16 protein-coding genes and 1 pseudogene are annotated in these 20,933 nt (G+C 70.4%); 11 read left to right on the forward strand and 6 right to left on the reverse strand.

The genetic code is table 11. The features are described from left to right. The coding region (locus FL344_RS34440; protein ID WP_141621514.1) for a serine/threonine-protein kinase at window positions 1-1,197 on the reverse strand (1,197 nt) is incomplete at its 3' end. Window positions 1,198-1,466: 269 nt separating this feature from the next. On the opposite strand from FL344_RS34440, the gene FL344_RS34445 reads away from it, so the two are divergent. Then, window positions 1,467-2,336 (forward strand): cobalamin-binding protein, encoded by an 870-nt coding sequence (locus FL344_RS34445; protein WP_141594410.1) that lies wholly within the window; start codon window positions 1,467-1,469, stop codon window positions 2,334-2,336. On the opposite strand, the gene FL344_RS34450 is transcribed toward FL344_RS34445, so the two are convergent. Beyond that, on the reverse strand, window positions 2,333-3,595 hold the full coding sequence (locus FL344_RS34450; protein ID WP_141621515.1) for an endonuclease: 1,263 nt from the start codon (window positions 3,593-3,595) through the stop codon (window positions 2,333-2,335). The genes FL344_RS34445 and FL344_RS34450 overlap by 4 nt on opposite strands. A gap of 135 nt (window positions 3,596-3,730) precedes the next feature. Here FL344_RS34450 and FL344_RS34455 point away from each other — a divergent pair, with 135 nt between their 5' ends. Further along, window positions 3,731-5,515 (forward strand): BamA/TamA family outer membrane protein, encoded by a 1,785-nt coding sequence (locus tag FL344_RS34455; protein WP_228565578.1) that lies wholly within the window; start codon window positions 3,731-3,733, stop codon window positions 5,513-5,515. 13 nt (window positions 5,516-5,528) lie between these two features. On the opposite strand, the gene FL344_RS34460 is transcribed toward FL344_RS34455, so the two are convergent. Continuing rightward, a complete protein-coding gene (locus FL344_RS34460; protein ID WP_141621517.1) occupies window positions 5,529-6,305 on the reverse strand; it encodes a UPF0489 family protein in 777 nt (258 codons plus the stop codon). A 120-nt stretch (window positions 6,306-6,425) separates the two neighbouring features. Here FL344_RS34460 and FL344_RS34465 point away from each other — a divergent pair, with 120 nt between their 5' ends. Beyond that, window positions 6,426-8,630, forward strand: coding sequence for a DPP IV N-terminal domain-containing protein (locus FL344_RS34465; protein ID WP_141621518.1), 2,205 nt, complete (start codon window positions 6,426-6,428; stop codon window positions 8,628-8,630). Window positions 8,631-8,734: 104 nt separating this feature from the next. Here FL344_RS34465 and FL344_RS34470 read toward each other — a convergent pair whose 3' ends face one another. The 3 genes from FL344_RS34470 to FL344_RS34480 form a co-directional block, all read right to left on the reverse strand. Continuing rightward, window positions 8,735-8,941, reverse strand: coding sequence for a cold-shock protein (locus FL344_RS34470; protein WP_011555986.1), 207 nt, complete (start codon window positions 8,939-8,941; stop codon window positions 8,735-8,737). 157 nt (window positions 8,942-9,098) lie between these two features. Continuing rightward, window positions 9,099-10,298: a 2-oxoglutarate dehydrogenase complex dihydrolipoyllysine-residue succinyltransferase gene (gene odhB, locus FL344_RS34475; protein WP_141621519.1), complete on the reverse strand. Its 1,200-nt coding sequence runs from the start codon at window positions 10,296-10,298 to the stop codon at window positions 9,099-9,101. After that, window positions 10,288-13,179: a 2-oxoglutarate dehydrogenase E1 component gene (locus FL344_RS34480; protein WP_141594512.1), complete on the reverse strand. Its 2,892-nt coding sequence runs from the start codon at window positions 13,177-13,179 to the stop codon at window positions 10,288-10,290. Before FL344_RS34480 ends, odhB begins: the two co-directional genes overlap by 11 nt. Window positions 13,180-13,388: 209 nt before the next feature. Here FL344_RS34480 and fabI point away from each other — a divergent pair, with 209 nt between their 5' ends. From fabI to FL344_RS34520, 8 genes and pseudogenes are all read left to right on the forward strand, one after another. Beyond that, window positions 13,389-14,207: an enoyl-ACP reductase FabI gene (gene fabI, locus FL344_RS34485; protein ID WP_011555983.1), complete on the forward strand. Its 819-nt coding sequence runs from the start codon at window positions 13,389-13,391 to the stop codon at window positions 14,205-14,207. A 185-nt stretch (window positions 14,208-14,392) separates the two neighbouring features. Then, entirely contained in the window at window positions 14,393-14,779 is a 387-nt protein-coding gene (locus FL344_RS34490; protein ID WP_011555982.1) for a response regulator, read from the forward strand. 5 nt (window positions 14,780-14,784) lie between these two features. Further along, window positions 14,785-15,651, forward strand: coding sequence for a response regulator (locus FL344_RS34495; RefSeq protein ID WP_141621520.1), 867 nt, complete (start codon window positions 14,785-14,787; stop codon window positions 15,649-15,651). Further along, complete coding sequence (locus FL344_RS34500; RefSeq protein ID WP_141621521.1) at window positions 15,648-16,889, forward strand: protein-glutamate O-methyltransferase CheR; 1,242 nt, start codon at window positions 15,648-15,650, stop codon at window positions 16,887-16,889. The genes FL344_RS34495 and FL344_RS34500 overlap by 4 nt, the downstream gene beginning before the upstream one ends. Beyond that, window positions 16,886-17,434, forward strand: a complete 549-nt coding sequence (locus FL344_RS34505; protein WP_011555979.1) for a chemotaxis protein CheW — start codon at window positions 16,886-16,888, stop codon at window positions 17,432-17,434. Before FL344_RS34500 ends, FL344_RS34505 begins: the two co-directional genes overlap by 4 nt. Then, entirely contained in the window at window positions 17,424-19,568 is a 2,145-nt protein-coding gene (locus FL344_RS34510; RefSeq protein ID WP_141621522.1) for a response regulator, read from the forward strand. The genes FL344_RS34505 and FL344_RS34510 overlap by 11 nt, the downstream gene beginning before the upstream one ends. Further along, window positions 19,565-20,632, forward strand: coding sequence for a chemotaxis protein CheB (locus tag FL344_RS34515; protein WP_141594516.1), 1,068 nt, complete (start codon window positions 19,565-19,567; stop codon window positions 20,630-20,632). The genes FL344_RS34510 and FL344_RS34515 overlap by 4 nt, the downstream gene beginning before the upstream one ends. A 76-nt stretch (window positions 20,633-20,708) precedes the next feature. Beyond that, window positions 20,709-20,933 (forward strand): annotated as a pseudogene (locus tag FL344_RS34520) (methyl-accepting chemotaxis protein); the annotation flags it as partial.

Consider the following 20,933-nt stretch of genomic DNA (forward strand, 5'->3'; position numbering starts at 1 on the left):
GACGATGGGCTTGGCGGGCGGGGTGGGGCGCGTCGCCATCACCAGGGCCACGCCAATGCCCACCAGCAGCGCGCCTCCGCCGAGGATCATCCCCAGCGGCTTGCGGCCCTTGACCGGCGCCTCCTCCACGGAGATGTCCAACGCCACGGTGGCGGGACCGGAGCCGGCCGCGCCGTGGGGGCCGCTTCCGTGGGGCCCGCTGATGGGGCCGCTGCCACCGACGCCGCTGATGCCCGCGCCCGCGAAGCGTGCGCCACTGAAGGCGCCGCTGACGCCCACCGTGGACATGGTGCGGCGCATGGCCTCCATCACCTCGTCCATGGACTGGTAGCGCTCCGGTGGCGTCTTGGCCAGGCACTTCATCACCAGGGCCTCCACCTCTCCGGGGATGCCATGGTTGGGGTAGAGCGAGCCGAAGGCGGGCGGCAGTTCGTTGATGTGCTTGACGATGACGTCGATGCTCTGCGCGGCCAGGAAGGGCGGCCGCCCCATCAGCATCTGATAGAGCACCACGCCCAGGCTGTACACGTCACTGCGCGGGTCGGCGATGTTGCGCGCCTGCTCCGGCGCCATGTACTGCGGCGAGCCCAGGATGATGCCCGCCTGCGTGATGGACGTGTCCTGTGACACGGGCGCCGCGTCGCCGATGAAGGACTTCACCAGGCCGAAGTCGAGCACCTTCACCACGTCGTGGTCCGTCTCCTGATTGAGGACCATGACGTTGGCGGGCTTGAGGTCGCGGTGGATGAGGCCGACCTTGTGCGCCTCGCGCAGCGAGCGGGCGATCTGCTGGGTGATGTTGAGCGCGCGCGGCCACGGCAGCGGACCCATCTGCGTGAGGAGCTGGCCCAGCGTCAGCCCCTCCAGGTACTCCATGGCGATGTAGTAGATGCCGTCTTCCGTCTTGCCGTAGTCGATGACGGTGACGGTGTTCGGGTGGCGCAGCTTCGCGGTGACGCTGGCCTCCAGGAAGAAGCGCTTCTGGAAGCCCGGGTCCTTGCCCTCTCCGTACTGAGGGTTGAGCACCTTGAGCGCCACCAGCCGGTCCAGCGGTGACTGCACGGCCTTGTAGACGCGGCCCATGCCTCCGGCGCCAAGCGTCTCCAGGATGCGGAAGCGCTCGTTCAGGACCCGGCCCAGCATCGGGTCCGCGACGTCGGGGGGGGCGCCATTCGTCGGGGCGTTGCTCTCCATCATGACTGCCCCCACCGACCGGTGAGGCACGTGACACGCCGGTCGCACATGAGGGCAGATGCTAACACTGCAATCGTCCACCTCCCAAGCGACCTGCCGGGTTGGCGCAGTGCGCCACCGGCCGAGAATCCGGCTCGGGCGCGACAACGTTTCACAGGTGACACACGCTCGCCGTGTCGTGACTGGGAGTGCGGAGAAAGCCCGGTCCACGCGCGCGGACGCGTGCTACGGACCCGTAGCGCGGCGGCGGCCGCGTTAGGGTGCGGCCCCGCATGAATGCCCGCCTGTCCGAGCTGCTCTCCGGTGCCCCGCCCTATCCCCGCCGCGTCGTCTGCCTCACCGAGGAGACGACGGAGGTGCTCTACCGCCTGGGCGCGGAGGAGCTGGTGGTGGGCGTGTCCGGCTTCACCGTGCGTCCGCCCCAGGCGCGCAAGAAGCCGCGGGTCAGCTCGTTCCTGGACGCGAACTTCGAGCGCATCCTGGAGCTGAAGCCGGACCTGGTGCTGGGCTTCTCCGACTTGCAGGCGGACATCGGCCGCGAGCTGGCGAAGCGGGGCGTGCCCGTCTACCTGTTCAACCAGCGCTCCCTCGCGGAAATCCTGCAGTCCGTGCGGCTGACGGGCGCGCTGGTGGGGCGGCCGGAAGCCGCGGAGGCGCTGGCCACCGAGCTGACCGCGAACCTGGAGCGGCACGCGGACGCGGCGGAGTCGCTTCCACGCCGGCCGCGCATCTTCTTCGAGGAGTGGCATGAGCCGCTCATCTCCGGCATCCGCTGGTGTTCGGAGCTGGTGGAGCTGGTGGGCGGCGTGGACGTGTGCCGGGAGTCGCGCGCGTCACAGGGGGCGCAGGGCCGCATCTTCGCGCCGGAGGAGGTGGCGCGGCGCGACCCGGAGGGCGTCATCGCCAGCTGGTGCGGACGCAAGGCGAAGCGGGAGAAAATCGTCGCCCGCCCCGGGTGGACCGGGGTCCGGGCAGTGGTGGACGACCAGCTCTACGAAGTGAAGAGCTCGCTCATCCTCCAGCCGGGGCCCGCCGCCCTGTCGGACGGCGTGGACCGGCTGGCGAAAATCGTCGCGGCGGTGGCGCGGGGCGAGAAGCTGCCGCCCCTGCGTGATGGGGAACTGCGCTCCGCGGGGGCCTAGAAGTCCTTCACGCGGTCCGCGAGCGCCGAGTCCTCGACGAAGGCGTTGGAGTTGCCCTGGATGGTGGCGATGCGGCGGTTGCGCTCGATTTCGGCGGCGTCCACCGTGTCGAGCTTGTTCCACGCCTTGAGCGCCGCCTCCTCGTCGTTGGGGATGGCCTTGTTGTAGGTGGCGGAGAAGTAGAACATCGCGCGCGCCACGTTGCCCTTGTGGGCGTCGGGCGGCTCGAAGACCATGTTGCCGCGCGCGTCGGTGCCCAGCTTGGCGCCGTTCTGGCTCCACCGCACGTTGACCACTTCGCCGAACGGGAAGCTGCTGCGCCGGGAGTTGGCCTTGCTGTCGGTGGGGTAGAGGTGGTGCAGGTCGCTCTTCGCCGCGCCCGTGGCGCCCTTCGACTGGGGCCAGGTGTGCTCGGTGTTCATCACCGAGTTGTTGGGAATCTTGCCGCCTTTGACTTCGGCGCCCGTGTAGACGCAGACGACGTTGCCGTCCTCGTTCACGTCCAGGCTGGAGAACATCAGCCGGCGGGCCTCGTTGTAGCTGACCACCTTCTTGCCGGACGCGTAGTCCTGGAGCGCGTCCAGCAGCGCGCCGTCGCGCAGGCCCTCGAAGAGGCCACCTTCGGGCTCTTCCGGCGCCTCGGGCTCCGTCACCGGCGTCTGCGGGGCGATGTCCAGGCCCCACGACTTCAGCGTGCCGGTGTCGCCGCGCGCCGCGTCCTGCACTTCCAGCGTCCAGGTGCCCTTCGTGGGCTCGCCCTTGAACGCGGACAGGTCGAAGGCGCCCGTCAGGTCATCCGACGAACCTCCCTTGCGGTTCGACACCACCGCGCTCTTGCCGGACGGCGAGGTCAGCGTCACCTTCAGGTCGCCCCGGTAGGTGTGCTCGATGTCCAGGTTGAGCTTGAGCGACTCCACCGTGGCGTCCTCGGGGACGTCGATGGTGCTCTCGATGGTGGTGTGGTCCTTGATGTCCGCGTTGGGCGTCGTGCTGTGGACCAGCGACGCCGCCGGTGTACCGGCCGCGGCCTTCAGGTGGGAGGCCGCCGCCTGCGTCGCGGTGGGCGTCTGGGGAACGAAAACGGCGCCGAGCTTCGTCAGCATCGAAGGCGTGGTGCCCTCGAGTCCCGGCCGCGCGGGCTGGAACGAGCTGGTGGCCGCGGAGGAGGTCGTCCTGGGGGAGGACGTCGTCTCACGGGCGGTTTCGGTGGTCGGGCGAGCGGAGAGGGGCGAGCGGCGGGGGCCGACGACGCTGGTCATGCCGTCATTATCCACCCAGTGGGCTTCGCGGTTGCTTCCCCCATGTATATTTTCGACGCGACCGTGAAAGCTGGAAATCCAGCGATGTAACAGAGCGCGGCATTGTCCAGGGGCAATGCCGCGGCTCATGACAGGATGCCTTGCGTGCCGCTTTCGCTGCCTGCGTTGCTCGTCGCCACGTCTCTCGCGGCCGCGCCTTCCTCGTCGGAAGCGTCGTCTGACGCGCCGGAGCAGGGGCTCGCGTCGGCCATCGACAACTACGAGGACGCGCTGATTGACGAGGCCCTGGCCCGGCATGGACGGGTGCTGGAGCCGGCGCCGGAGGGCAAGATTCTGGAAGAGGTGTTGGTGGCCACCGAGGACGTGGTGGCCGAAATCGACCCCTTCCCGGACTTCCTCAACATCTTCCATGCCCGGACGCGGGACGACGTCGTCCGGCGCGAGGTGCTGCTCCAGGTGGGGGCGCCGTACTCGGAGGTGCTCGCCCAGGAGACGGCGCGCAACCTGCGTGGGCTGCGCCTGTTCTCCATGGTCCGCCTGGTGGCGGTGAAGGGGCGCACGCCGGACTCGGTGGCGCTGATGGCCGTCACCAAGGACATCTGGTCGCTGCGGCTCAACAGTGACTTCGCGGCGGTGGGCTCGCTGCTCCAGTATCTGAAGCTGCAGGGCACGGAGCAGAACTTCCTGGGGCGCGGCAAGCGCATCGCCGTGGACTTCGTGCTGCGGCAGGACACCCTCAGTCTGGGGCAGAGCTACACCGACCCGCGTGTGCTGGGCAGCCGCTGGTCGCTGAGCGAGTCCATCGCCGTCATCCAAGGGCGGGAGACGGGCAAGACGGAGGGCTCGCGCGGCAGCTTCGCGGTGAGCCGGCCGTTGTACTCGCTGTCCACGCCGTGGAGCGCCAGCGCCTCCGTGTCCTGGAACGTGGAGACCAACCGCGTCTACCGGGGCGCGTCCATCTGGCAGTTGCCATTCCCAGGCGGGCCCGCGGTGCCCTACATCTACCGGACCGAAGAGGTGGTGGGCGGCCTCTCGTACACGCGCTCGATGGGCACCCGCTACAAGTGGAACGTGGGCGGCACGGTGGGGGCCTACCATTACGCCTACGGCGCGCCGCTGGCGTCCGGCCTGTCCCCGGAGCAGTCGGAGTGGTTCAACCGCAACTACCTGCCGCGCGCCGAGGACGCCGGCTACGTCGGCCTGAGCCTGCGCGCCTTCGACGCGCGCTACGAGGTGCTGCGGGACGTGGACTCGTACGTCCTGGCCGAGGACTTCCAAATGGGCCACTGGGTGGCGGCCACCCTGCGCTACGCGCCGCCGGTGTTTGGCGAGCAAAGCCACTTCGTCGAAGGCGGGCTGGCGCTGCGCTACCGCCTGCGGCTGGGGGACACGCTCACCACCGCCTCCCTGTCGGGCGCCGTCCGCCGGCCCCTGGGGCCTCGGGGCGCGTGGACCAACCGGCGCTGGGCGGCGGAGGTGATTGAGGTGTCGCCCAAGGTGCTGGGCGGGCGCTTCGTGGCGCGCGGGCTGCTGGATGTGAATATCGACGACCTGTTCGACCGCATCCACCTGCTGGGCGGCGCCAACGGCCTGCGCGGCGCGGGCGCGGATGCGTACTCCGGCCGGCGGCTCTTGCTCTTCAACCTGGAGTACCGAAGCCGCCCCATCGTCGTGAAGACGGTGCACCTGGGCGGCGTGCTCTTCTGGGACTCGGGCAGCGCCTTCAATGACCGGCCCGCCATGGTGCACACGGTGGGCATGGGCCTGCGGCTGCTCTTCCCGCAGTTCAACGTCCTGCCCTTCCGCGTGGACTTCGGCTACGTGCTCAACGACGCCCGGCCGCCGGTGGGCAGCCGCTTCTCCTTCGCGGGCGGGCAGATGACGGACGTGCGGCCCAACTTCATGGAGACGCCGCTGTAGCGCGCGGCGTGGCTCACGGGGGCTCGGTGCGCAAGAGCTCCCGGAACAGCACCTGGGCTGCGTCCTGGAACAAGTCCCCGGACGCGAGCAGCCCGCCGCAGTGGTGGGGCTCGCGCGCCAGCGTCAGCGCCACCGTCTTTCGCAGCACCGCGTCCCAGAAGGGCTCCGAGTCCTCTGGGAGCAGGAACTCGCGAATCACCTGCCGGGGCCAGGGGAGCACCGTCGTCGGGTCCGCGTCGCTCAGGGACGTGAAGCAGTCCAGGTCCACGTCCAGCAGCACCCGGCCGGCCGCGTCCAGCACGTCGCGCACGGCGTCGCCGGGGGCAGGGCGGCTGTAGGCCTCCGCCGCCCGGTCCACGGTGGGCACCGCCACCAGTCGGTGCGGCCGGCCCCGGCTGTCCACGTAGGTGTCCCCCGTGAAGGCGCCGCGGGGGCGGGCGCGGGCAATCAGCAGCGCGTCTCCCACCAGCCCGGCCTCCATGGCCGCGAGGATGTGGTCGTAGTTGCGCACGTCCAGCGCCCAGCGGGCATGTTCATCCAGCGCGCGCAGCCCGGCCGTCCGGTCCGGCACGGCCGCGGGGGCCCGGGGCATCACGGTGTCCAGGTGCCGGTCCAGCGTCACCAGCAGGGCGGGGCCCTCCGTGTCACCCAGGGCGCAGGCCCAGGCGGGGAGGGCGAGCCGGTGCGGGTCGAACACGTAGGCGTCTCGGGGGCCACGCCCCCCGCCCAGGCCCAGTCGGATGATGCCGGCCAGGCGCAGGTGCCGCAGGGCGTCGTCTTCCGTTTCCATTGCGTCGGGAATCCTCCAGCACGCCAGGCGTTTGCTCCGGCCGCGAGGCCGCCGAGTGTAGGCTGTCCCGCACCTTTCCACGAAAGGAGCCCCGCCCTTCCCGCGGGGATTCGACGACGCATGCGCCACGTCCTCACCGCCGCGCTCCTGCTTGCGAGCGCTTCGTCCTCCGCCCAGGAGCAGAAGCCCCTGACCATGTCCAAGACGCAGCGGTCGCAAGACCCCTTCCTGCGCCAGTTCTCGGAGACGCGCCGCTTCATGAGCGGCCGGCCCGGCGGCGTGCGCATCTCCCCCGACGAGAAGAGCATCCTCTTCCTGCGCACCCAGCCCACGTCCAACGTGCAGACGCTCTACGCGTTCGACGTGGAGAGCGGGCAGACGCGGGAGCTGCTCACCCCCGAGGCCATCCTCAAGGGCGCCGAGGAGACGCTCACCCCCGAGGAGAAGGCCCGCCGTGAGCGCATGCGCGTCAGCGCCCGGGGCTTCACCAGCTACCAGGTGTCCGAGGACGGCAACCGGCTGCTGGTGCCCCTGTCCGGCCGCCTCTACGTGGTGGACCGCGCCAGCGGCAAGGTGACGGAGCTGAAGACGGGCCCGGGCACGTTGGATCCGCGCTTCTCCCCGGACGGCAAGCAGGTGTCCTACGTGCGGGAGCACGACGTGTACCGCATCGACGTGGCCGCCAACCGCGAGCACCGCGTCACCAAGGGCGGCACCGAGGCGAAGTCGCACGGCGTGGCCGAGTTCGTCGCCCAGGAGGAGATGGGGCGCTTCACCGGCTACTGGTGGAGCCCGGACGCGAAGTCCATCGCGTACACGGAGGCGGATACGACGGAGGTGGAGAAGCTCACCATCGTCGACGTGATGCACCCCGAGCGCGGCGGCGAGGACTTCGCGTACCCTCGCCCCGGCAAGGCCAACGCCAAGGTGCGCCTGGGCATCACCCCCGTCACCGGTGGGAAGACCGTGTGGGCGCAGTGGGACGCGGCGAAGTACCCGTACCTGGCCACCGTGACGTGGCCCAAGGGCGGTCCGCTCACCGCGCTGGTGCAGAACCGGGAGCAGACCGAGCAGAAGCTGCTCGCGGTGGACCCGCGCACGGGCAAGTCGCGGGAGCTGCTGACGGAGCAGGACGCCGCCTGGCTCAACCTGGAGCAGGTCTTCCCGCTGTGGCTGGAGGATGGCAGCGGCTTCCTCTGGTACACGGAGCGCAACGGCGGCCCGGAGGTGGAGCTGCGCAAGGCGGACGGCACGCTGGTGCGCACCCTGGTGAAGCCGGACGCGGGCTTCCGCTCGCTGGCGCGCTACATCCAGAAGGATGACACGCTCTACTTCAACGGCGGCCCCAACCCCACGCAGAGCCACCTGTGGCGCGTGAAGGCCGGTGGCGCGCCGGAGAAGGTGACGACGGGGCTCGACATCGAGTCGGGCTCGGTGTCCAAGAGCGGCGGGCTGATGGTGATGAATGGCCAGGGCCTCAAGTCCATGCCCAAGGTGCAGGTGGTGCGCGCGGACGGAACCACCGTGGGCGAGCTGCCCTCGGTGGCGAAGGAGCCGCCCTACACGCCCAACGTGGAGCAGCGGCAGGTGGGCCCCGAGCGCTTCTGGACGTCCCTGGTGCGCCCGCGCGACTTCAAGCCCGGCAAGAAGCTGCCCGTCATCGTCGAGGTGTACGGCGGCCCCACCACCACCGTGGTCCACAAGAGCATGGCCGCGCACCTGATGTCGCAGTGGGTGGCGGACCAGGGCTTCCTCGTGGTGAAGATTGACGGCCGCGGCACCCCGCTGCGCGGCGCGAAGTGGGAGCGCGAGGTGAAGGGCGACTTCTCCGGCGTCACGCTGGAGGACCAGGTCGCCGCGCTCCAGGCGCTGGCCAAGGAAGTCCCGGAGCTGGATTTGTCCCGCGTGGGCATCTCCGGCTGGAGCTTCGGCGGGTACATGTCCGCGCTGGCCGTGCTCAAGCGCCCGGACGTCTTCAAGGCCGGCGTGGCCGGCGCCCCGGTGGTGGACTGGCTGGACTACGACACCCACTACACCGAGCGCTACCTGGGCGTGCCGCAGCAGAACCCGGAGGCCTACGAGAAGAGCTCGCTGCTCACGTACGCGAAGCAGGACAAGCCCATGGGCAAGCTGCTGCTCATCCACGGCACCGCGGACGACAACGTCTACTTCTTCCACACGCTGAAGCTGAGCGACGCGCTCTTCCGCGCCGGCAAGCCGCATGACTTGCTGCCGCTGAGCGGCCTGACGCACATGGTGCCCGACCCGCTCGTCACCGAGCGCCAGTGGGAGCGCGTCATGGACCACTTCAAGCGCAACCTGTAGGCCGCGCGGCCCCAGGGCTTGAAAAACCAGAGGCCCGGTCCCCAGGTAGGTGGGGCCGGGCCTCTTGTCATCGGCCAGTCCGGAGGGAGTGGCTGACGGACGCGTTAGCCGGCGGCGCGGACGTTCTGCGCCTGGAGGCCCTTGGGGCCACGGGTGACTTCGAACTCCACCTTCTGGCCTTCAGCCAGGGTGCGGAAGCCGTCCATGTTGATGGCGGTGTGGTGGCAGAACACGTCTTCACCGCCGCCGTCCTGGGTGATGAAGCCAAAGCCCTTCGCGTCGTTGAACCACTTCACGGTACCGGTTGCCATTGCACGTCCTTCAGTCTTGCGGGGCGGCGCGAGGAGAGCCGCCCGTTCTTCCCGCCCCCCGACAACCGGGAGACACTCCCAGTTGTAGTGAAACGGCCGGCTGGAAGTCCAGCCGGCCGCCCGGAATGCAAGTCTTGCCCGGATGCCGGGCCTGAAGTCAGACGTCCAGGAGCAGCCGCTCCGGGTCCTCGATGCACTCCTTCACGCGCACCAGGAACTGAACGGCCTCGCGGCCGTCGACCAGCCGGTGGTCGTAGGTGAGCGCGATGTACATGATGGGCCGAATCACGACCTGGCCGTCGCGGGCCACGGGGCGTTCGACGATGTTGTGCATGCCCAGGATGCCCGTCTGCGGCGGGTTGAGGATGGGCGTGGACAGCATGGAGCCGAAGATGCCGCCGTTGGTGATGGTGAAGGTGCCACCCTGGAGGTCGGCCAGGGCCAGCTTGTCATTGCGCGCCTTGGTGCCCAGCTCGCCCACGGACTTCTCCAGCTCCGCCAGGCCCTGCTTGTCCGCGTTGCGCACCACCGGCACCACCAGACCGCGGCTGCCGCTGACGGCCACGCCGATGTCGTAGTAGTGCTTGAAGATGACGTCCTCACCGTCAATCTCCGCGTTGATTTGCGGGAAGGCCTTGAGGGCCTCGACGGAGGCACGGATGAAGAAGCTCATGAAGCCGAGCTTCACGCCGTGCTTCTGCTGGAACTTGTCGTTGTACTTCTTGCGCAGGGCCATCACCTCGCCCATGTCCACCTCGTTGAAGGTGGTGAGCATGGCGGCGGTGGACTGGGCCTGGATGAGGCGCTCAGCCACGCGCTTGCGCAGCGGCGTCATCCGCACGCGCTCCTCGCGGGCGGCGTTCGGGCGGGGGCCGGCGGGCTGCGCCGGGGCGGCGGGCGTGGCCGGGCGGTTGAGCTGACCCAGCACGTCGTCCTTGTGCACGCGGCCACCGGCGCCGCTGCCCTTCACCTGGGAGATGTCCACGCGGTTCTCTTCGGCCACCTTGCGCGCGGTGGGCGTGGAGCGCGCGTCGGACGCGGCGGGCGCCTCGGCGGCGGGAGCGGGCGCGGCGGCAGGAGCCGGAGCCGCGGCGGCGGGCTTGGCGGCGGGAGCGCCGGCGCCTGCCTCGAGGAGGCCGAGCACCTCGCCCACGCGGACCTTGTCGCCCTCCTTGAAGGCGATGCTGGACAGCGAGCCCGCGGACGGGGCCGGCACGTCGATGGTGACCTTGTCGGTCTCCAGGACGACGAGCGGCTCGTCGGCGGTGACGGCGTCACCCGGCTTCTTGTTCCACTTGCCGACGACGGCTTCGGTGATGGATTCGCCCAGGGGGGGCACTTTGATTTCAACGGCCATTCTTGGTCCCTCGGAGGATGGCTTCCTCGATGATGAGCTGCTGCTCGTATTCGTGCGTCTTGGGGAAGCCCGTGGCGGGGCTGGCGGCTTCGGCGCGACCGATGTAGCCGATCTTCACCTGCTGCTTCGACTGCGTGGAGGCCAGGTCGTGCAGGCGGGGGAACATGAAGTGCCACGCGCCGGCGTTGCGCGGCTCTTCCTGCACCCACAGCAGCTCGGCGAGCTTCGGCATCTTCGCGATGAGCCCCGCCAGCACGTCGGAGGCGAACGGGTAGAGCTGCTCCAGCCGGACGATGGCGATGCTTTCGTCCTTGCGCTCGTCCCGCGCCTTCACCAGGTCGTAGTACACCTTGCCGCTGCACAGCAGCAGCCGCGTCACGCCCGCCGGGTTCACCCGGTCCAGGATGACTTCCTGGAAGGTGCCCGTGGCCAGCTCCTCCACCTTGCTGGTGGCCTCCGGCCGGCGCAGCAGGCTCTTGGGCGACATGATGACCAGCGGCTTGCGCACCGGGCGCAGCACCTGGCGGCGCAGCAGGTGGAAAATCTGGGCCGGCGTGGTGGGGTAGCAGACCTGGATGTTGTCCTCGGCGCACAGGTCCAGGAAGCGCTCCAGACGCGCGCTGGAGTGCTCCGGGCCCTGGCCTTCGTAGCCGTGCGGCAACAGCAGGGTGAGGCCGCTGAGGCGGCGCCACTTGCTCTCACCGGCGGCGATGAACTGGTCGATGATGATCTGCGCGCCGTTGCCGAAGTCGCCGAACTGCGCTTCCCAGGCCGTCAGACCGTCCGGCACGTCCAGGCTGTAGCCGTACTCGAAGCCGAGCACGCCCATCTCCGACAGCGGGCTGTTGTAGACGTGGAAGCCGTTCTTGCCCTTGCCGCTGACGAACTGGCGCAGCGGGACGAACTTCTCGCCCGTCTTCACGTCGTGCACCACCGCGTGGCGGTGGCTGAACGTGCCGCGCTCGCTGTCCTGGCCGGTGATGCGGATGTTGTAGCCCTCGGAGAGCAGCGTGGCGTAGGCCAGCGACTCGCCCTCGCTCCACTGCAGCTCGCCGCTGTCCAGCATGCCCAGGCGCTTCTTGATGACGGTGCGCTCCACGTCGCGGTGGACGTTGAAGCCCTCCGGCAGCGTGGACAGCTTGCGCAGCGCATCACACAGCACCTGCTTGTCCACCGCGGTGGACACGTCCGGCGCGCTCTTCAGCGAGCCGCCCTGGTAGGGCTTCCACAGGCCTTCCAGCGCGCTGGGCTCCTTGAACTGGCTCTCCTGCCGCGCGCGGGTGAGCGCCGCGTCGAACTCCTGCTGGCAGCGCTGCTTGATGGCCTCCGACTCCTCGGCCGGAACCTTGTTCTGCTCCGCCAGCTTCGCCGCGTAGAGCGTGCGCACCGTCGGGTGCTTGCGGATGATGTCGTACATCGCCGGCTGCGTGAACGAGGGCTCGTCACCTTCGTTGTGGCCGTAGCGGCGGTAGCAGACCAGGTCGATGACGACGTCCGACTTGAACGTCTGGCGGTACTCGGCCACCAGCTTCGCGATGTGGACGCAGGCCTCCGGATCATCCCCGTTCACATGGAAGACGGGGATGTCCAGCATCTGCGCGATGGCGGTGGAGTAGAGCGACGAGCGCGAGTCGTGCGGGTCGGTGGTGAAGCCGACCTGGTTGTTGATGACGATGTGGACCGTGCCGCCCGTGGTGTAGCCCTTGAGGCCGGACAGGTTGAGCGTCTCCGCCACCACGCCCTGGCCGATGAAGGCCGCGTCGCCGTGGATGAGCAGCGGCATCACGCTGGTGCGCTCGGTGTCGCCGCCGCGGTCCTGCTTGGCGCGCACGCGGCCCTCCACCACCGGGTCCACCGCTTCCAGGTGGCTGGGGTTGAAGGCCAGCGACAGGTGCAGCTTGCGGCCCTGGCGCGTGGTGTGGTCGGACGAGAAGCCCATGTGGTACTTCACGTCGCCGCGGCCCAGGTAGTCCTGCGGGTTCCGGGGACCGTCGAACTCGCTGAAGATCTGATCCGGCTGCTTGCCCAGGATGTTCGTCAGCACGTTGAGGCGGCCGCGGTGGGCCATGCCGATGACGATTTCCTTCAGGCCCATGCCGGTGGCCACTTCGCCCAGCGCGTCCAGCATGGGGATGAGCGCCTCGCCGCCGTCCAGGCTGAAGCGCTTGGCGCCCACGTACTTGGTGTGGAGGAAGTGCTCGAAGCCCTCCGCGTACGACAGCTTGGTGAGGATGTGCCGGCACTCGTCCGGGGAGAAGTCGGTGCGGTTCTCGTTGGACTCCATCCGGTGCATCAGCCAGCGGCGGCGCTCGCTGTCGAGCATGTGCATGTACTCGACGCCGATGGTGTCCGTGTACGTGCGGCGCAGGCGCGCCAGCAGCTCCGTCAGGCGCACGCGCTGCTCGCCGAACACGCCATTGGTCTCCACGAGCTGCTGGACCTCGGCGTCGGTGAAGTGGCTGTCATCCACCAGGGCCACATCCGCCACGTGCGCCAGCGCCGGGCGCGGACGGCCGAGCGGATCCAGCTTCGCGCGCAGGTGGCCGCGCAGGCGGAAGGCGAAGATGACGTGGTCCACGCGCGCCTGCAGCGAGATGTCCTGGACGGACTGGCCGGGCGCGGCCACCGGGACGGGCTGCGGCGCCGGCGCGACCTGGGCCTTGGACGCGGCGCCCTTGCCGCCCTCCTTGGCCGCCGCGGGAGCCGCTACGGGCTCCAGCAGCCGGGTGCTGAAGATGGGTCGTCCGGCGCCGTTGCTGCGGTCGAAGACCTCCCGCCAGCTTGCATCCACGCTGGCGGGGTCCTCCAGATAACGGGCGTAGAGGCCCTCGATGAAGTCGATGTTGGCGCCGGAAAGAAACGTGTCCTGGAAATTCGCCATGGCGTGTCGTCTTTTACTGGATGGGCGCCCCGTTGGGGGGTTTTAGCGGCGCCTTTTGTAGCGCCCTCCCGCTGGCTGATAAGCCGCACCCGTTGCCGCGGAGCAGGTGGATTCATGCCCCAGGTGAGTGCAACTTCAACCATTCCGCCCAGAAGGAATGGTAGAGAACGCGTTTCCTGTCTTTCCCCTTCCGCAACGAGGCTGTCTCCATGCTGCTCCAAGGCAAGAAGCTGCTCATCACCGGGGTGCTCACGCCTCAGTCCCTGGCCTACGGCATCGCCGAGCACGCGCTGGCTCAGGGGGCCGAGGTCCTCCTCACCGGCTTCGGTCGGGCCAAGTCCCTCACCGAGCGGAGCGCCAAGCGCCTCAAGCCGGGAATGGAGGTGCTGGAATTGGACGTCACCAACTCCGCCCACTTCCCCGCACTCACGGACGCCCTGCGTCAACGGTGGGACCGGGTGGACGGCGTGTTGCATTCCATTGCCTTTGCGCCCGAAGATGCTTTGGGTGGCAACTTTCTCAACACCCCGTGGGAGAGTGTGCAGACGGCGTTCCGCATCTCCACGTTCTCGCTGAAGGAGCTGTCGGTGGCGTGCCTGCCGCTGATGACGCAGGGGGGCTCCATCGTCACGCTGGACTTCGACAACCGCGTCGCCTGGCCCATCTACGACTGGATGGGGGTGTGCAAGGCGGCCCTGGAGTCCACGGTGCGCTACCTGGCGCGGGACCTGGGCCCCAAGGGCATCCGCGTCAACGCCCTGGCCGCCGGGCCCCTGTCCACCATCGCCGCGAAGGGCATTCCAGGCTTCAAGGCCCTGGAGCGTGGCTGGGGTCAGCAGGCCCCCCTGGGCTGGAGCGCGAAGGACAGCCACGACATGGTGGCCCGCACCGCGTGTGCCCTGTTGTCGGACTGGCTGCCCTCCACCACCGGCGAAATGATCCACGTGGACGGTGGCTACCACGCCATTGGCGCGCCTCCGGTGACGCCGGACGCGGACGAACTCCCGCCCAAGCCCGCCGGCGAGTAGGGCCCATCCCCCGGGACCATCTGGACCCGGGGGCGTCCCCTCTGAGGTCATCCGACACCTGCCTGCCCGGATGGAAACCGGGCCGGACCGCCCCCTGTTCTCACGTGAGAGCCCTCACGGTAGAGTCTTGAACGTTTCGCAGGACTCTCCGCGCGTCGCGGGGCCTGCGCAGGAGCCGCCGCACAGTGAGCACCCACAGCACCAACGTCTTGCTGGTGGACGACAGCCCGACGGTTCGGAACATCGTCAAGATCTACCTGATGAACCTCAAGGTCTCGACCGTCGAGGCGGATGATGCGACCCGGGGGCTGCAGATTCTCCGGCTGGTGCCGGTGAGTCTGGTCATCGCGGACATCAACATGCCGGGGATGGATGGCATCACCTTCGTCAAGGAGGTGCGCGCCAGCGCGATGCCGCAGGTCCGCTCGGTGCCCATCCTGCTGCTGACGGCGGAGAAGAACGTGGACCTGCGTCAGCGCGGCACCGAGGCCGGCGCCAACGCCTTCATCCAGAAGCCGGTGTCCCACCACGAGCTGACGGAAACGGTCCGTCAGTTCCTCACCAAGGCCTGACCGCCGTGAGCCTGCCGTCCCTGCTGCTCGTCGACGACAGCGACGCGATTCTCGCGCTGGAGCGGGCCATCCTCTCCGGCCACTACACCATCCACACCGCCAGCAACGGCCGCGAGGCCCTGGAGAAGGTGGGACGCCTGCGTCCGGCGGCGGTGTTGCTCGATTTGTCCATGCCGGAGATGGACGGCGACGAGGTCCTCCAGCGGATGAAGGCGGACCCGGCCACGGCCGACATCCCCGTCATCATCATCTCCTCGGAGAAGTCGCGCGCGGAGGCGTGCCTGGGCCTGGGCGCGGAGACCTTCCTGGCCAAGCCGTTCCGCGCGGATGAGCTGCTGCAGACGGTGGGCGAGGCCATGACGAGCGCGTGGCAGCGGGCGCGCACGGGCTCGCTGTTGGTGCTTCGCGTGACGGTGGGCGAGCTGGAGTTCGCCATTCCGCTGGACGCGGTGCGGGAGGTCCTGCTGCATCCGGCGACCCGGCCGCTGCCCACCGGGCCGGCGTACCTGCGCGAATACGTGGAGGTGCGGGGCGCGGCGCTGTGCGTGCTGGACGTGGCGCGCCGGCTGGGCGTGGAGCACAAGCTGACGCGCGTGGAGCGCATGCTCGTCGTCATCGAGGCGGAGGGCGTGTCGCTGGCGCTCGCCGTGGACACGGTGAAGGACCCCGAGGAGTACGCGGCGGCGGACATCGACCGGCGCGAGCGCGTGGGCGGCGCCGACCATGGTCCGCTGCGCGATGGGCTCATCGGCATGCTGCGGTCGGGCGGGCGTTCGCTGCCCATCCTGGACCCGCGGGTATTCATCGCGCGGGGGCTCTTGCGGGAGCTGCCCGCGATGCTCGAGGCCGCGGAGGCCGGGCGGAACGCATGAGCGGAGCGCTCGACCCGCGGCTGCTGGCCCGCGCGCGGGAAGTGGTGGCCAGCATCACTGGCTTTCGCAATGACGCCATTGCCTCCGAGGCGGTGGACCGCGTCATTCGCGCGGAGCTGACTCGCGGGCGCACCGCGCCCGACCTGCTGGGCGAACTGCTCCTTCCCGTCTCTCACCTGGCCACCGCGCTGGTGAAGGCCATCCTGGTGGGGGAGACGTACTTCTTCCGCCACCCGGAGCACTTCCGCTTCATCTCCCACGAGGCCGTGCCCGCGGCGCTCCAGCGGGGTGCCCTGGCCCTGCGGGGCTGGAGCGCGGGCTGCGCGTCTGGCGAGGAGGCGTATTCGCTGGCCGCGTGTCTCCAGGCGTCGTTGCCGCACGGCTTCCCCGTGGAGGTGCTGGGCACGGACATCCACGAGGCCAGCCTGGAGGCGGCGCGCCGCGCCACCTACGGGACGTGGTCCCGCCGCGAGTCCGCGCCGCGCCTCTTCCCGCTCTACTCGGAGACGGGCGAGCGCGAGGTCACCATCCTTCCCCCCGTCCGCCGCATCACCACCTTCGCCCAGGCGAACCTGCTGGCGCCGCTGCCCGAGCGCTTCGGCCGCTTCGACTTCATCCTCTGCCGCAACGTGCTCACCTATTTCACTCCCGCCGCGCGTGACGCGGCCATCTCCCTCCTGTCGCGCACGCTCAACCCCGGCGGCTGGTTGTTCCTGGGCGCCGTGGAGGTGGACCGCGTCCCCGCGGGCATGGTCCGCGAGGGGCCGCCGGAGCTGCAGGCCTTCCGCCTCCTCACGCAGGAAGAGCTGAACGCCCGCGCCGCCGCCGCGTCCCGCGCCGCCGCCCTCGCCCGTCCGGTGGCGCCGCCGTCCCGCCGTCCGGTGGCGCCGCTGATGCCCGCTCCGGCGCGCGAGGTGCCCGTGGCGCCTCCGCCGCCGCCCACGCGGCTGCACCTGAATGCGCTGGAGCGCATCGAGGAAGGCGACGAGGTGGGCGCGTCCTCCGTGCTGGAGGCCCTGGTCCGCCAGGCGCCGGACTACTTGCCGGGGCTGCTGGAGCTGGCCCTGCTGCGGGAGCGCTCCGGGGCGCGGGAAGGCGCGGTGCCGCTGATGCGCGCCTTGCGCTCGCGCGCGGAGCGGCTTCCTCCTGACCAGCTCGTGGAGGGGCCGGAGGCCCTGCCCGCGCGTTTCTACCAGGCGTCCGCTGACGCCTACCTCAACCAGGGGGCGCTCGAATGAAGGTCACCCCGCGGACATTGGAAGCGGCCCAGGAGGCCGAGGCGCTCGAGCTGTTGGAGCGGCGCGCGTCCCGCCTGCGAGAGCAGGGGGAGAACACCGTCGAGGAGGCGGTCCACTGGATTGCCGAGTTCCCGCTCGGTGAGGAGCGCTACGCGCTCTCCCTGGAGTCGCTGCGCGCCGCGCTGCCCCTGAAGATGGTGTCGCCGGTGCCGCTGTCGGCGCCGCACGTCGTCGGGGTGCTGCGCTTCCAGGGCCAGGTGCTGGCCGCGCTCAGCCTGGCGTCGCTGCTGGGCGGCCACGGCTGGCGGCAGGACCCGGCGGTGCTGCTGGTGGTGGACCGCGGGGACGGCGAGCTGTGCGCGCTGGACTGCGAGGCCATTCCCCGCCCCACCACGCTGCCCATGAGCGCGGTGGAAGCCGCGCGGGTGCGCGCGGAGGGGGCGGTGATGGAGGTCTTCACGCAGGACCGGCAGCTCATCCACCTCATCGACCTGAAGCGGCTGTTCTCCGCCACGCGCGGCACGGGAGCCCGTCATGCCCGTTGATCCGATGCTGCAGGGGCTCGTCGCGGGCTTCGCCGTCGAGGCCCAGGAAGTGGTCCAGAAGGTCACCATGGACCTGCTGGAGCTGGAGCGCGAGGGCCTGGAGACGGATGCCCTCACCAAGCTCTACGTCCGGCTGGGCCGCCACCTGCACACCCTGAAGGGCAGCGCCGCCTCGCTGGGCATGCAGGACCTGAGCGACATCGCCCACAAGCTGGAGGACGCGCTCGCCCCGCTGAAGGCGAACCCTCAGAAGATGCCGCGGCCGGTGGTGGACATCCTGCTCCACGGCCTGGACCTCTTCCTGCTGCGCGCGCAGGCCCACGCGGACGGGCGCGGGGAGGCGCTTCCGGACCCGGCGGCCGCCCTGGCGCAGCTGGTGGCGGACGCGCCGCCGCCCGAAGAGGCCGCGGCCATGGTCGCCGCCTCCGGGAGCCTGGCCGCCGTCGCCGCGCCGGCTCCGTCCGCGGAGCCCGTGTCCCTGCCGGACGCGCTGCCGGAGTCCGCGGACGCGGGCTGGCGCGTGTCGTCGTGGCAGGTGACGGCGCTGATGCGCGAGGTGGAGCGCCTGCGCGAGGTGCGCCTGCGCGTGGAGGAGCGGGGCCGCGAGCTGGAGCGGGTGGCCGTGCTGCTGGCGAAGCAGGGGCTGCTGGCGGAGACGGCGGAGGCGCGCACGGCGCTGTCCGGCACCGCGCGCTCGCTGCGCACCGACGGCGAGGAGACGAGTGACATCGTCGACGCGCTGGAGGATGGCCTCAAGGCCATCACCACGCGCCCGGTGCGCACCATCCTGGATCCGCTCCAGCGCATGGTGCGTGACTTGTCCCGTCAGCTGGGCAAGGAAGCGCGGCTGTCGGTGGTGGGCGCGGAGGTGTCGCTGGACCGGCGCCTGCTGGAGAAGCTGCAGGGCTCGCTGGTGCACCTGCTGCGCAACGCCGTGGACCACGGGCTGGAGCTGCCGGCGGACCGCGAGCGCGCGGGCAAGCACCACGAGGGCGCGCTCACCCTGCGCGTGGAGCAGCAGGGCAACCTGCTCTACCTGGAGGCGTCCGACGACGGCGCCGGCATCGACGTGGAGGTGGTGCGACGCCTGGCCGAGCAGCGCGGCGTCGTCACCGCGGAGGAGACGGTGCGCCTCAACGAAAACCAGCTGCGGGACCTCATCTTCCGGTCCGGCTTCAGCACCCGCACGGACGTGACGGACACGTCCGGCCGCGGCGTGGGCCTGGACGCGGTGCGCGCGTCGGTGGAGGCACTGCAGGGCCGCATCGAGGTCGCGAGCACGCCGGGGCAGGGCACGCGCTTCATGCTGACGCTGCCCACGGACCTGGGCAGCTCGCCGGTGCTGGTGGTGCGCGTGCTGGAGCAGCTGGTGGGCCTGCCCATGCTAGCGGTGGAGGCCACGCAGCTGGCGCGCGCGGAGTCGCTGCGCCTGGGCAAGCGCCGGGCGCATTTGGAGTACCAGGGACAGCTGTTGTCGGTGGTGGACCTGGGGGCGCGGCTGGGCCTGCGCGCCCTGGCGCCGCCGGCCGAAGGGCAGCCGCTGCTGATTGTCCAGAGCGGTGGCAAGCGCGTGGCGCTGGTGGTGGACGCGGTGGTGGGGGACCGGGATTTGGTCATCCGCCCGCTGCCGTCGGAAGTCCGCGACGTGCCGGCCTGGCAGGGCGCGGCCACGCTCAGCCGTGGCGAGCTGCTGCTCATCTGCCGTCCGGACTGGCTGGTGACGGAGACGGTGCAGGTGCAGGTGTCGGCGCAGCGGCGGGCGCTGGTGGTGGACGACTCGCTCACCGCGCGGGCGCTGCACCGGGCCATGCTGGAGGCGGGCGGCTTCACGGTGCACCTGGCGGCCAGCGGGGCCCGGGCCCTGGACCGGCTCCAGTCGGACACCTACGACGTCGTCATCTGCGACCTGGACATGGAGGAGATGGACGGCATCCAGCTCATCGCGAAGCTGCGGGAGCGCCCGGAGACGGCGTCGCTGCCCGTCATCCTGGTCTCCGCGCACGACAGTTCGGTGGCGCGCGAGCGGGGCCTGAAGGCGGGCGCGGACGGCTACCTCAGCAAGCGCGAGTGCGCCGCGGGCCGTCTGCTGGCGGAGGTGCTGGACGTCATGAGCCGCCGGGGGAGTCGCGCGTGAGCGTTCAGCGACCCATCCGGGTCCTCGTGGTGGACGATTCGCCCACCATGGCGAACATGCTGACGGCCCTCCTCACGGAGGAGCCGCGCATCGAAGTCGTGGGCCGTGCGGGAGACGGCAACCGCGCCGTGCAGCTGGCGCGCCTGCTGCGCCCCGACGTCATCACCATGGACCTGCTGCTTCCCGGCCTGGATGGGCCGGGGGCCATCGCCGCCATCATGTCCCAGTCCCCCGCGCGCATCCTCGTGGTGAGCGCGGTCGCGGAGCAGCGCGGCGTGGACCTGGGCTTCCAGGCGATGAGCGCCGGCGCGCTGGAGCTCATCGGCAAGCCCAACGTGACGAACGCAGAGGAGCTGCGCCGCTGGGGCAAGGAGCTGGCGCACTCGGTGTGCCTCATGGCGGAAGTGCCCGTCATCTCCCGCCGGCCGCGTGCGGCCACCGCGCCGCCGCCGCCCACTGGCGCGCGGGTGGACATCTTCGGCGTGGTGGCCTCCACGGGCGGGCCGCCCGCGCTGGCGGACGTGCTGTCCAAGCTGCCTCGCTCGCTGCCGGTGCCGCTGCTCATCGCCCAGCACATCACCGTGGGCTTCACCCAGGGCATGGTGCGCTGGCTGTCCCAGGTGACGCCGCTGCCGGTATCCATCGCCAAGGACGGCGAGCGGCTGGAGCCGGGCCGCGTGTACTTCCCGCTGGACGGGCATGACCTGCTGGTGGACGCGGCCGGGCTGGCGCGCCTGCAGCCCAGCCGGGGCGGACCCTGCCCCAGCGGGGATGTGATGCTGACGTCGCTGGCCGCCGCCTTTGGCCGGCGCAGCGGCGGGGTGGTGCTCACCGGCATGGGCGAGGACGGCGCGCGCGGCCTGCTGGCCATCCGCAGGGCGGGCGGCGTCACCTTCTCCCAGGACGAGGCGTCGTCGGTCGTCTTCGGCATGCCTCGCGCCGCGCTGGATGTGAAGGCCACCGACCAGGGCGTGCCTCTGGCCTCGATGCCGGAGCTCATCCTCCAGAGCTGTACCTTCGCCCCCTTCCGGGGCGGACGCCCCGAGGGAGGACCCACCCGGTGAGATCCTCCTGTGCCTGTTTCACCTGCCCGCCTCCGCGCGGGTGCCGTGCTGACGTCGTTTCCCCGGCGGTGATTCCGTGAGCCTCCCGCAACAATCCTTCGCCTCCCAGTTGTCGCAGCAGTTCCGCCAGTCGCTGGGGCTGGCGCCGAAGTTCGTGCTCGTCACCGCGCTCATCAGCGCGACGGCGGCCACCCTGCTCACCGGTGTCGCCACGCGGCGGCTGGAGAGCGACCTGGCGGACAGCTACCTGGGCGCGGGGCGGCACGTGGCCCGCGGGCTGGCGGTGGCGGCGGAGCAGGGG

It is taken from the genome of Myxococcus sp. AB036A (assembly GCF_006547355.1).
Classification (GTDB): Bacteria; Myxococcota; Myxococcia; order Myxococcales; family Myxococcaceae; genus Myxococcus; species Myxococcus virescens.